The organism is Chloroflexus sp., from assembly GCF_056331925.1.
In genome coordinates, this window is the sequence record NZ_JBWGQH010000006.1 from 105,509 (window position 1) to 118,620 (window position 13,112).

General features: G+C 56.6%; 9 protein-coding genes and 1 tRNA gene. 2 read left to right on the forward strand and 8 right to left on the reverse strand.

All coding sequences use genetic code 11. The features are described from left to right. Nucleotides 1–198 precede the first annotated feature (198 nt). From AC01ZF_RS04990 to AC01ZF_RS05015, 6 genes are all read right to left on the reverse strand, one after another. Nucleotides 199–1,512 carry an ABC transporter ATP-binding protein gene (locus AC01ZF_RS04990; RefSeq protein WP_424677173.1) on the reverse strand — a complete coding sequence of 438 codons (1,314 nt, stop codon included), beginning with the start codon at nucleotides 1,510–1,512 and terminating at the stop codon, nucleotides 199–201. Between the two features lie 72 nt (nucleotides 1,513–1,584). Next, nucleotides 1,585–3,303 (reverse strand): ABC transporter permease, encoded by a 1,719-nt coding sequence (locus AC01ZF_RS04995; protein ID WP_424677174.1) that lies wholly within the window; start codon nucleotides 3,301–3,303, stop codon nucleotides 1,585–1,587. 162 nt (nucleotides 3,304–3,465) lie between these two features. Next, nucleotides 3,466–4,815, reverse strand: coding sequence for a magnesium transporter (gene mgtE, locus AC01ZF_RS05000; RefSeq protein ID WP_424677175.1), 1,350 nt, complete (start codon nucleotides 4,813–4,815; stop codon nucleotides 3,466–3,468). 1,104 nt (nucleotides 4,816–5,919) lie between these two features. Beyond that, nucleotides 5,920–7,842 (reverse strand): heavy metal translocating P-type ATPase, encoded by a 1,923-nt coding sequence (locus AC01ZF_RS05005; RefSeq protein ID WP_476575174.1) that lies wholly within the window; start codon nucleotides 7,840–7,842, stop codon nucleotides 5,920–5,922. 37 nt (nucleotides 7,843–7,879) lie between these two features. Next, a complete protein-coding gene (locus AC01ZF_RS05010) occupies nucleotides 7,880–8,662 on the reverse strand; it encodes a TrmB family transcriptional regulator (protein ID WP_424676772.1) in 783 nt (260 codons plus the stop codon). Nucleotides 8,663–8,738: 76 nt separating this feature from the next. Continuing rightward, nucleotides 8,739–9,626 carry a dienelactone hydrolase family protein gene (locus AC01ZF_RS05015; protein WP_424676773.1) on the reverse strand — a complete coding sequence of 296 codons (888 nt, stop codon included), beginning with the start codon at nucleotides 9,624–9,626 and terminating at the stop codon, nucleotides 8,739–8,741. Between the two features lie 56 nt (nucleotides 9,627–9,682). Here AC01ZF_RS05015 and AC01ZF_RS05020 point away from each other — a divergent pair. Then, nucleotides 9,683–9,759 (forward strand) — tRNA-Arg (locus AC01ZF_RS05020). 72 nt (nucleotides 9,760–9,831) lie between these two features. Here the strand turns inward: AC01ZF_RS05020 and AC01ZF_RS05025 are convergent. Further along, a complete protein-coding gene (locus AC01ZF_RS05025; RefSeq protein ID WP_424676774.1) occupies nucleotides 9,832–10,707 on the reverse strand; it encodes an anti-sigma factor in 876 nt (291 codons plus the stop codon). A 3-nt stretch (nucleotides 10,708–10,710) separates the two neighbouring features. Next, on the reverse strand, nucleotides 10,711–11,319 hold the full coding sequence (locus tag AC01ZF_RS05030; RefSeq protein ID WP_424676775.1) for an RNA polymerase sigma factor: 609 nt from the start codon (nucleotides 11,317–11,319) through the stop codon (nucleotides 10,711–10,713). A gap of 371 nt (nucleotides 11,320–11,690) precedes the next feature. Here AC01ZF_RS05030 and AC01ZF_RS05035 point away from each other — a divergent pair, with 371 nt between their 5' ends. Beyond that, nucleotides 11,691–12,776, forward strand: coding sequence for a polyprenyl synthetase family protein (locus tag AC01ZF_RS05035; protein ID WP_476575175.1), 1,086 nt, complete (start codon nucleotides 11,691–11,693; stop codon nucleotides 12,774–12,776). The last annotated feature ends 336 nt before the right edge of the window (nucleotides 12,777–13,112 follow it).

Sequence of the window (13,112 nt, forward strand, 5' to 3'; positions counted from 1 at the left end):
AGCTCCCCGCGGATCGCACGACAGGGCACCCTGAAGAAGACACCGGTTAACAGCACACGGATTGTTACAGATGTGACAGATGGTCACCGATTTGGCAAGATGTTTATCTATTCGATCCGTGAACATCCGTTCAATCCGTCTCATCCGTGTGCCTACATGCCCACAACTCCGTTCAATCTGTGTCCCCTTCCGACAAACTTACTCCACCACCGTCGTCGGTGTTTCGATGAAAAAGCGCCCTTCAGCATCGTTATACGCAAACAGCTCGGCGTAGCGCCCCCACTCCAGCGCGATGTCGAGCTGCTGCTCAGCCACTTCGGGCGGAAATTCCGGCTCGAGGGCAGTCCGCAGCACCTCCCAGCGCAACGATTGGTTGTCGGCGGCGGCGATCATGCGCAGCATCCAGCGAAAGAACGGCAACCGCCGCAACCGCGAAGCAAAAATCTCTTTGCGGGTTTGGATGCTGGCTTCGGCAAACGCTTCCCCCAACGGAGTCAGGATCAGATTGCCGCTTTCAACCTGCGCAAACCCAAGCAGCTCGGCAGCCTCGATCAGCGGCAGCATCTGGTCGAGGTCTAAGCCGAGTTCATCTTGCAGTTTCGCCAGCGGATCGCGCTCGTCGTCGGTAGCATTGGCCTGTTCGAGCAGACCGGCCAGCGCCGTGAGTGATGCCGCCGGCAGCAGGCGCGTTTGCCCGTTTTGACCAGGCTCGGTGCCGTATTCAATCGCTTCGGGTTGGGTTTGCCCGGCTAGCACCGCGTACACCCGCGCTACCAAGGCAGCAAACGCATCGGATTTGCGATCGCGTGGGTGGGGCAAGTTGACCGGCACTTCAGCTACAATCCGGCCCGGATTTTTGTCCATCACCACGATCCGGTCAGCCATGAAAACCGCCTCTTCGATATTGTGGCTGACCATCAACACCGCCCGAATCTTCAGACTGCCGCCCGTCCACAATTCTAGCACCTCGCCGCGCAGCGTCTCGGCACTCAGCACATCGAGCGCACTGAACGGCTCATCGAGGCAGAGTAACTCTGGGTTAACCGCCAGCGCACGGGCAATCCCCACTTTCTGGCGCATACCGCCCGACAACTCACGCGGGTAGGCTTGCTCGAAACCATCAAGACCAACCAGATCAATCAACTCCACCGCTCTCCGGTGAGCTTCCGCTTCATCTTTACCCCGCGCTTTTAAGGCCACCGCGACATTCTCTTCCACCGTCAACCATGGGAAGAGGGCAAAGGTTTGGAAGACGATCGTCGCATACGGATTCACGCCCTCTAGCGCCTTGCCCCGATAGCGCACCAGCCCCTCGCTAGGCCGGTTGAGACCAGTGATGATGCGCAAGAGCGTGCTCTTGCCGCAGCCCGACGGGCCGAGCAAAGCGACAAACTCACCTTCGGCAATGGTCAGATTAATATCTTGAATGGCGGTAAACTGGCGCGCGCCACGCCCGTACCGTTGCGCCACACCCATCAGTTCTACCAGTGGCTTGGATTGCGTTATCTGCATGGGTCGCTCCTCATCAATTCCATAACTCGACACTGGAGTTCGATCCGTCTTCTGCCACCGTCACAGGTCATTCTATTCCATCCGATACTTTGTCTCGGCCAGTCGGTACAACCGCCGCCACACCAAGCGGTTAATCGCAACCACGGCGATAATCATAGCTAGGGTTGCTGCAAACAAACCGGCAAAATCACCGGCGGCGGTCGCAGCGGCAATCTGCGCACCAATACCAAAAGTCTGATAGGTCTGTTGGTTAAACACGACATACTCGGCGACAATACTAGCATTCCACGCCCCGCCGCTAGCCGTAATCAGGCCAGTTATCAGATAGGGAAACAGACCGGGCAAGATCAGCGTGCGCCAGCGTTCCCAGCCGTGCAGTTGCAGCAATTCGCTGGTAAAGCGCAAATCTTGCGGAATGGCCGCCGCGCCGGCAATCACGTTAAACAGGATGTACCATTGAGTGCCGAGCATCATCAAGACGACCGCGGCGAGATTCAGACCGCCGGGCAGGGCCAGAAATGCCAACACCAACACCGGAAAGAGGGCCGTCGCCGGCACCGACGCCGCGATCTGCACGATTGGCTGCAAAATGGCCGCCGCGCGTGGCCGGGTCCCGATAAATACACCAACCGGCACCGTCCACAGCAGCGCAATAATCATTGCCGTCGCCACTCGCAGCATCGTCGCCCCCACGCTAAGCACAATTACACCCCATTGCGCTGGCGTCACACTTAGCAACAAGCGACTTCCAACCCAGCCACCCCAACCGACCAATAACACACTCACTACCAGCAGCCCAATCCCCACCCACGAACGCTGGGGCGCGTCACTGAGGTAAGGATCGGGGGCAGGATCGCGGCCAAATTGGCGGGTAATCACCTGATTAATGGCACCCGCCAATCTACCCATCCAACCTGCCAATACCGACTGCTGGATCAAATTGTAAAACCACGACTGACCCTCATCATCATCGCGCTCGATCATCTCTAGCCGAAATTGGCTGGCCCACGCCAACAACGGTCGCCACACAAACTGATCGAGCACGACAATCACCGCCACTAGTGTCAACACAGCCCAGCCAATGGCCGCCAGATCACCGGTATCAGCCGCCGTTTGTAGAAACGACCCCAACCCCGGTAGACGAAAATCGCGCTCACCGAGTGTGAAGATTTCGGCTGCCATGAGAAAAAACCAACCACCAGCCCAGCTCATCATACTATTCCAAACCAACGCCAGCGCACCAAAGGGAAACTCCAGCGTCGTAAAACGCTGCCAGCGCGAGAAGCGAAAGATACTGCTCGCTTCGCGCAGCTCGCGCGGGATGGTGGTCAGCGACTGGTACCACGCAAAGGTCATATTCCAGACTTGGCTGGTGAAGATGAGCACCACCGCGGTCAATTCCACTGCCAGCGCTTCCGGCAGCACCGTGCTCAGGCTGAGCAAGACCACCGGCAGAAACGACAAAATCGGCACGCTCTGCAACACATCAAGCAACGGAATGAGCACTCGCTCGGCGCGCGCATTGTAGGCTGCAATGTAGCCGTAGATCATCGTAAACAGAAACGACAGCGCATAGGCCAAGGCCATCCGTCCCACCGAACGCAAAGCGTAGAAGGGCAACGCGCTCAATGAGAGGTCAATCTCTGGCCCCTGTACCGTCGCCGGCGCGCTTTCGGCAGCGCCAATCACCAATGCCAGCAACCCGATCAGCACTAGCAACAACCAAACATCGGCCCGCGTCAAGATCGATTGCGCTGGCGGCGCGGGAGTAAAAGTACGCGGTTTAAACATCACGCCAACCTCTTATCCTCTTATCAAACTCATACCGTATCCACTGCGAACCTCCGCGTCTTTGCGTTACCGTCTGTGCGCCCTTTTGCCCGTCGTGGGGATACGGCATGCCGTGCCCCTACAGGTGGCGCTCGTTGCGTGAGCGACCTTCGCGCCTTTGCGTTAAAGTCCCAGCAAGTACGTCGCCAGTGAGAAGTAGATCAACACCCCACCAATATCCGACAACGACGTCACCAACGGCCCACTCGCCGTCGCCGGATCAAGGCCCAACCGCCGCAGAATAAAGGGCAATGACATCCCGATCAAACTTCCCATCAGCACTAAGATCAGCATCGTCAGTGCAACCACCCCGGCCACCTGCCAGCCCACTCGGATCACTCCCAACAACCCGACCGCAATCGCCATTGCCCCGCCTAGCAGCAACGCGACCAACAATTCTTTCGCTAACAAACGCCACCAGTCGCTCGACTCGATATCGCCGGTCGCCAAGGCGCGCACCGTCAGCGTCGCTGACTGCGACCCGGCATTGCCGGCGCTGCCGATCAATAATGGCAAGAAAAAGACAAGCGCAACCACTGCGGCGATTGTTTCTTCAAAGGCTGCAATTGCTGCACCAGAAAAAACATTCACAAAGACTAGCCCCACTAGCCAAGGCACCCGCTTCTGCACCAGTTCAATCACCGGTATTTCAAGATAGCTGCCACGCAACGGCTCAACCGCCGCGCTGCGGTGGAAATCTTCGGTTACTTCCTCCTCCGCCACATCGATCAAGTCATCAAAGGTGACGATCCCAACCAACACCCCATCCGAATCAACCACCGGCAACGCCGGCAAACTGTACCGGCGCAACGCCTCAACCGCTCGCTCGCGATCATCAAAGGCCGACAACACCACATAGCTCTCGTCCATTAAGCTGCGCACTGTTTGCGACGGTTCGGCCAAAATAAACCGACGCAGTTCAACGGCATCGAGCAACCGCCATTTGTCGTCGGTGACATAAATTACGTCAATCGTTTCGCTATTCCGACCACGCAGACGAATATGTTCGAGTGCCCGAGCAATCGTCCAATCAGGTCGCACGGCCACATAATCAGGCGTCATCAAGCGCCCAACACTCTCTTCAGGGTAGCCAAGCAACTGGCGAGCCTCGCGCAAATCCGCCGGGCTTAGCAGATTGAGCAGCTTCTGCGTCACCTGACCGGGCAATTCCTCGAACAATTGCGTGCGGTCATCGGGGCTAAGGCTAGCCAAGAGCAACCGCGTCTCTTCCTGACTGAGGCCGGTCAACAACTCATATTGATCATCGTGTTCAAGGTAAGAAAAGACATCGCCGGCTAACGTGCGTGGCAACACACGAAAAACCAGTATGCGCTCGGCGGCAGAAAGTTCGCGCAAGAGATCGGCAATCTCAGGGGCTGGCCAGCGCGACAGTTGATCGCGCAAATCAAGCCAGCGTTGCCCGGCGATAAGCGTCTGCACTTCATCAATACGGGGAGTTGGGAAAGTGGTCATTGTCACCCCCTTGCACATCGTGTCAGCGACAAAGGGGTGATAACCACAACGCAAACACAGAAAACCCCGGTGGGATTACCTCACCGGGGTGCATTGCGATGATTAGGCTACAGCCTATTCATGCCGGCACAACAAACCGATGAGGCCGGTAGATGCGTTGATTGTTATCACCACACTCTGCCGCTGGCCAGAATGACTACTATCCATAGCGGTTCCGTTCCTCATCGTGTCTAACCGGTGCCCAATAGGCTTCATTACTATACGCCTGAAGCGAGGATTTGTCAATCTATCATGACTGAGGTTCGGAGATTGAGATTAGGACACCCAAGTTAACAATAAAACGTCAATACCGGACTCCCAAGTGGGCTGCCGAAAACCAAGGTTCGGACATGAGATAGTACTGCGCTCGCACGCCCCCTTTGTCATTTCGAGGGCACGCCAGTGCCCGAGCAATCCTAACGTGGGGAAGAGTGAGGAAGATTTCTCGCTGCGCTCGAAATGACAAATAGTACTGCCCCCCACTGTCATTTCGAGGGCACGCCAGTGCCCGAGCAATCCTAACGTGGGGAAGGGGCGTCCCCCTTTGTCATTTCGAGGGCACGCCAGTGCCCGAGCAATCTTAACGTGGCGCAGAGGCGTCCCCCTTTGTCATTTCGAGGGCACGCCAGTGCCCGAGCAATCCTAACGTGGGGAAGGAGTGAGGAAGATTGCTCGCTACGCTCGAAATGACATTATTGAATCACTTTGCTGATAGACTGTTGAGCCATTTCGGATCTCCACAATAACAGTCTGTACCCCATTCCCTGAGTCTAATGTCTATGCGATGCTAGATTGATACGACATCCATTCCGTCCAATTGATCCCGTCGTTGCTGAGTCGCATCGTTGGTGAGTTCTACTGAACAATATCGCCCTGTGCATTCGGCGACGCAGGCGGCACAGGGATCGCCATTAACAAGAGGCTTAGCACCACCGAACTAACGGTGCGGATACAAGTAGGCATACCACCCTCCTGAACCTCGACCACGCTATGCAGCATGGTAACAGGCAACAAGGATAGTATGCCAGAGTGACAAGAGTCCTAGATTATGGATTATGGACTTTCCTACCGGAACAGCAGCAACCGTAACCCGTTGAGCACCACGATAATTGTGCTCCCCTCGTGACCGACCACACCGAGTGGCAACGGCACACCCACCGTCAATGTTGTTGTTACCAACACGACCACAACCGCCAGCGCAAAGATAATATTTTGCCAGACGACCTGCTGTGTGCGGCGGCTGAGGCGCAGCGCGTAGGTGATCGCGCTTAAGTCGTCGCGCATCAAGACCAGATCGGCGGTTTCGAGTGCCGCATCGGTACCGGCAGCCCCCATTGCAATTCCCACCGTCGCCGCCGCCAACGCCGGTGCGTCATTCACACCGTCGCCGACCATCGCCACACCACCGTAACGCTGGCGTAACTGCTCAACGATACGCAGCTTATCGGCGGGCAACAGGCCGGCATGCACCTCGTCCACACCCAGCCGGCGCGCCATCGCTTCCGCCACCTGTGGATTATCGCCGGTCAGCATCACGATCCGCTCAATACCGGCAGCACGCAACTCGGCAATGCGTTGGGCTGCATCGGGCCGTTCGCGATCCATCACCGCTATCAATCCCAACCACTGCTCGCCACGCCGAACGAACAACACACTCCCGCGCCCTTGCGCCATTAGCTCATCGGCCCGCACCGACAACTCCGGCGGCACAACCACCCCGGCCTCGGCAAACAAGTGCGGCGAACCGACCAGTGTCTCAACCCCTTCCCACATCGCACGCACACCCATCCCGGTCACAGCCGTAAACTGCTCGGGTGGCGCAACCGTGATCCCGCGTTCTTCGGCGGCTTGCAAAATGGCACGCGCAATTGGGTGCTCTGAAGGTTGCTCGGCACGGGCAACAATCGCCAATAGATCGGCTTCGTCCACCCCATTCATCGGCACAAGATCGGTCATCGTCGGTTTGCCAAAGGTCAACGTGCCGGTCTTATCGAAAGCGATCACCCGTACCTTGCTCAATTCCTCAAGATGCACTCCACCCTTGAACAGCACCCCACGCCACGCCCCGGCTGCAATCGCGCTCAGCAACGAAGCCGGCACACTGATCACCAACGCACACGGCGAAGCAACCGTGAGGAGCACCATTCCGCGGTAGAACGTATCGGTAAAGTCGGCTCCGGTTAGCGCCGGTACGGCAAGGATAAACAAAATCACCGCGACGATCACGCCGATTGCATACCGCTGCTCAAAATATTCAAGAAAGCTCTGCGACCGCGCCTTGCGCGCTTGTGCTTCACTCACCATCGTGATAATATGGGCCAACGTACTCTCGCTGGCCGGCTTGGTTACCCGAACTTCCAACGCACCGGTCTGGTTGAGCGTGCCGGCCAACACTGCCATCCCCGGACCTTTTTGCACCGGCATTGACTCACCGGTCAGCGCCGATTCGTCAAATGAACCACTACCCCGTTCAATCACACCATCGAGCGGCACTCGGTCACCGGGGCGGAGCACCACCACATCGCCCACTTGCACTGCCTCAACCGGCAGATCGAGTTCACGCCCATCACGACGAACCGTCACCATATCCGGGCGCAACTGCATCAGCGCGGTAATCGCCTGCTCGGTACGACGCATTGCATAGGCTTGCAACACATTGCTCAACGAAAAGAGAAAGAGTAGAATCGCACCTTCGGTAAAATCGCCTAAATAGCCCGCACCGAGCGCTGCCAATACCATCAACAGGTCAACTTCAATCGACCAATGGCGTAGCGATGCAATGATAGCGCGCACGGCGTAAAAGCTGCCAAAGAAATAGGTCGCCAGGTGGGCGGCCAGCGTGATCGACTCCGGCGCACCCGATCCTTCCAGTATCAGACCAGTGACAATACCGATCAGGGTCAAAGCGACAAAGGCCGGTTCGAGGATCTCGTCGTTGAGCAGCAGCGTCAGGCGCTGCCGGGGTGCCGTGTTCGATATAGTTGTCATGACAATCTCCTCTCTGCCGCCGGGTAACGTAACCGAGCTACGAATGCAAAACTTGTCGATCTTCTGGATCGAGACGGGCGAGTAGGTCTTCGCCTAATCGGGCAAAGATGCGCTGCGCAAACAACTCCATCCAGATAAATTGGCGCGCGATCAAAACCATGTTGCGGTTGGTGGTGACCGTAGCCGTCGTCGCCAGATGGCCGGAAGCGATCAGAAACTCTCGCTCATCGGCGACCACGATGAGCGTTTCGACCATACCATGCAGTTCGGTTTCACGTTTGGGATGGCGTACCACCTGACCGAAAGAAAAGGGAGCTGTACCGGTGAGTATCACCCCCAGCGCAACTCCGCGCGCATGGGCGGCAGCCAACGCCGGATAGAGCGCTTCAACATCGGCGTCAGTCAGTACTAACATCAACTCACGCTCAGCACCTTCGATCAGATCACGCGCTGCCGTTAACGCCTCACGTCGCCCGCTAAAGTTCCATAAGCGGTCATTCTCCTCGTGCCGAAAGAGCGGTATGAGCTGGTTTCGCAACGTCTCGGCCCGCTCATGTGCTTCACGCTCGTACCGGTCGAGCAAAATGGCCGGTGAAATCGGGCGATACAACGTCGCCTTCTCTTCAACCGACTTGAGAACGACACCCCGCGCCTCTAATCGCCCCAACGCTTCGTAGACCATCGACCGCGGCACACCGGCCAGCTTGCTGATCTGATAGCCGGTGGCCGGATAGTCGGTTAGCAATGCCAAATAGACCCGTGCTTCGTACTCGGTTAGCCCCAGCGCCGTTAATTGTTCTAGCAGATTTGTATCTATCATAGTTGTTTACTTCCGAACTACTAAAATTGTACCACGCACCACAACTTTGTCAAGAGGTTTTTTTCACCGACGACCCCTACCACCCACACACGAAACGATGATGGAGCACACCGAACAGCGTCACATGCTGCGCAACCGATCCTTGTGGGAAGCGAGGGTACGACTGTGACCTACCCAACAACGTCTCGGCGAGGAACGTGCGCAGCACGTGCCATGCCTCACCGGGAGCACCACCGGCGTTGATCGAGTCGATGCCACCAACAAAAGCGTGTGGCTGATCGGGAAAAACAACAAAGCGCGTCGTCACTCCGGCGACGCGCAGATCGCGTTCGAGTCGTTCTACTTCACTCAGCGGAATAGAGGCATCGGCCCCGCCGAAAATGCCCAGCACCGGGCCGCGAATCTGGCGCAACGCCTCAGGATCAACTTCCGCCATGCCGTAGAAGATGCCGGTCGCCGCTACCGCTGGGTTGTGCAAGGTGTAGAGCAGCGACGTGCGGCCACCATAGCAAAAACCGATCACGGCGATCCGATCTGCCAACACATCGGGTCGCGCCGTCAGCCACGCGAACACCGCATCGAGATCGGCTTGCACCTGTTCGGGTGGTGTTGTCGAAACCTGATAGATCGCGCGTGGGATCCACGTCGTACTCGCACCACGGAAGGTATCGGGGGCGACGACCACGTAGCCGTCGGCGGCGAGTGCGGTCGCCTTTTCGATGATGTCAGGTCGTAACCCCCACCATTCGTGGATCATGATCACGGCCGGATGCGGGCCGGGAGTAGACGGCTCGGCGACAAAGGCCCGGATCGGGCCGGCGGGGCCGGGAATCGTAACATTGGTTAGCTCCTCCACCCGCCCACTTCCGATTACCGCATCGAGCGGAATGCTCAGGATAACCCCGACGATAGCGATCCCGATCACCAGCCCGATCCACCCTAACACTCGTCTCAGCCGTTGCACATCTACCTCCTCACGTTGACAGACTGCCTATGATCGAGTATACTCTGAAATGGAAAGACTCCGTAGCTCAACTGGATAGAGCGTCAGCCTCCGGAGCTGAAGGTTGGTGGTTCGAGCCCACTCGGAGTCGCCAGTAAAGAACCCGCCCATTGTGGGCGGGTTTTATCGTGCGAGTGTGGTGACGCGCAACTCGTCACCAATCCCATTACAGCGTCCCGCTCAAGATGACCTCACCTTCGCCCGGAGATGCATTGGTCGCCGGTTCTACCGTCACCATCACCTCGGTGAACGCATTCACCTCTCGCGGTGCAGTCACGATCAGCGTTGCAAACCCGGCAGCATCCACCTGAACGGTACCGGCCGCGATCCGCTGGGTACCATCGCTCAGCCAAAACCGATAGACGCGATCCGGTTGTAACGGCGGCAAACCACTAAACACGACCACCGCCTGAGATTCACCGGGATACATATACATCTCGCCACGCGCCGCCAAACCCGCCCGTGTAGGGTGCAGTTCGCGGGTAGCGACACCAGGGGCACTCACAAACGAGACGAGTAATCGCTCTTGCGCGATTTGCTCGTTCAAGCGAGCGATCTGCTGCTCATAACGGGCCAGTTGCCTACTCAACTGCGCCTGTTGTGCCTCTCCGGCAGCAACAGCTTGTTGTAATTCACCGATCGCCGTCAGTAACTGCTGATTGTTCGCCGCAAGGGTTGCTACTTGTCGTTGCAAGGTCAGTGTCAACCCACCTAAGCCGATGATCACCACGACCAACACCGTCAAGATTGTAGGTACCAACCAGCCCGCAGGCCGCGGTGAGCGCGTTGGAGGCATTCGCTGCGCTTGATCAGCAGCAATCCGGGCCATTAGCCGATCACGCACATGGGAAGGCGGCTCGGCCGGCGCAGCCGCGTATGGCAACAGCGCGACCGTTTCACGCAACTGTTGTAACTCAGCCCGAGCAGTGGGCGACATTGCCAATACCTGCTCGAGTGCAGCCAGATCGGCAGGATCGAGACTACCCAATGCCGCTGCTGCCAGCAGGGCGTCAGTCTGCTCTTGCTCAGAGGAGTCCATCATTCATTAACATTCCTGGTGATCGTGAGCATCTATGCCGTAGTGAAGCAACGCTTGCTTCAATTTCTGCAAACCAAGCCGAATCCGTGTCTTGATGGTTCCGAGAGGACTTTGTAAATGCTCGGCAATCTCGCGCTGCGACAGCCCACCAAAATAAGCCAACTCAATAACTTCACGCTGATCCGGCGGCAAATCAGCCAAGGCGTGGGAAATCAGCCGACGACGTTCCGCTTCAAGCGTCGACTGCTCGACATTCTGCATCTGGTCAGGTAGAGACGTCAACAACTCCTCACTCGCACCAGATGTCATCGGGCGAACTTGCCGCCGTCGCAACTCATCAATGCAAAGATTGCGGGCAATCCCGAACATCCATGGCAAGAAGGCGCCTTGCATCTGAAACGTAGCCGCCCGCTTCCAAACCCGCCAGAAGGTTTCTTGCACAACCTCTTCAGCCGGCTCAGCAGCTCCTAACATTCTCAACGCTAAACCGTAAACGACTCGCGCATGCCGATCGTAAAGCTGAGCGAGCGCTGCACTATCACCGGCCGCTACCAGCTCCATCAAAGTTTCATCGCTTAAACGGGCTAACCGAGCCGCATCGTGGGGCTGGGCCACTACCAACCTCTTGTATCATAATACGTACATCACCGCCGATCGGATGCCTCACAATCCGGTGATGTACGAAGATGCTCATTCCCTATTATACACATCTCTTTCAAGCGACGTACATCGGTGCGATTATCACGCATCGGCAGACAGTACCTTGGTTTTCTTCCGTGCATTTTTCGGCAACTTATGGTAGAGTTATATTGAATAATACAAACATGCTTGACATACATATTAGTTATGTTATAGTTGGGATTGTGGCGAATATCACAAGGTGAACGACTTCACCTTGTTGCTCTGGCACATGCACGTCACAGTCATCGGATCGTCGTCGCCTCCGGCGCCAGACCGGTTCGGCGATCCTAGGAAGGAACAGCCGCATGGCCGGCTACCAACCGCATCTTAACCCGTCGGGATCGGTTTCGCTGCCTGAGGCGCGCATACCAACAACTCATAGCAGCTACAATACCGGCGAACTACCACCACAAACGGCCGGTGGCTTGGCCGGTATCTTCCACCGAGCCGGTATTTTGGCCGATCTCGGCGCAATCGAGCAGCGGCTCCTTGAATTAACCCATTCACGAGTTGCCGTCATTAGTGCTGCCGGCGCCCACACTGTACGCTCCGGCGGCAAACGGCTTCGCGCGGCGCTCGCCGTCTTAGCCGCGCGGCTTGGCTATTACCAGCTCAACCGCGTGATACATCCAGCCGCCGCCGCCGAACTCATCCACGCCGCCTCGCTCGTTCACGACGATTTAGTCGATCAAGCGAATCGCCGTCGTGGTCAAATCACCGTCCACGCCCGCTGGGATAACGATGTTGCGCTGATGGTCGGTGACTATTTCTTTGCGCTCGCTGCTGCTGAAATGGCGCGAAGTCCTGACCCGCGTATTATTACATTCTACGCCGAAGCAGTGCAAACCATTTGCGAGGGTGAATTAAGCCCCGTTACCGTCGCCGAGCCGCTCGACCGTGCTCTGCGCCAGTATCTGTACAAGACCGGAGCGAAAACGGCGGTGTTGTTTGAAGCGGCATGTAAAGCTGGGATGGTTTCCGGCGGTGGTAGTGATGATCAGATCATTGCCTTGGGTCAGTATGGCTACGATCTCGGTATGGCGTTTCAGATCATCGATGATGTACTCGATTTTATCGGCGATGAACGCATACTGGGAAAGCCGGCGGGTAATGATCTGCGGCAAGGAACGATTACCTTACCGCTTATCTATGCGACGGCTGTATCGCCGAACCCCCTTCTACGCGAGGTTTTGATGCACAATCCGCCACCTGATCCTCTTGTGAGTGAGGTTATTCGTGAAGTCATTGCGGTTGGTGGGGTGGCTGCCGCCCAAACCGAAGCGGAACGCTATATCGAGCAGGCAATCGCTCATCTCGACATCTTCCCACCTGGTCCGGCTCGCCAGGCGTTAATCGATATTGCACACTTTGTGATTGAACGTAAGGTGTAATAGCACTCAGTATTCGCATGGGCAAAGGTATGGTTGTGGTTGAGACGTTGTCATCGAACGTCTCAACTTTTTTTGTTGATGGTGCGCAGGGTTTCTCTACCGCCTGTCCGCGCTGCTGTGCTCAATAGATCGCTGAACCAGATGGTCATAGTTTTTTGGTATAAATAAAGAAATATTTTAGAATCTATATATGTATATAAATCAGTGATAAGATGATTTGCCAATTTTTCAACTATCGCATATAATACGGCGCGACAATTCTCTTCTCGCACCTATGAAACGCTCTCCCTATGTACCCAACAGTTGCCCTTATTCTCGATCACGACACCAAGGAAC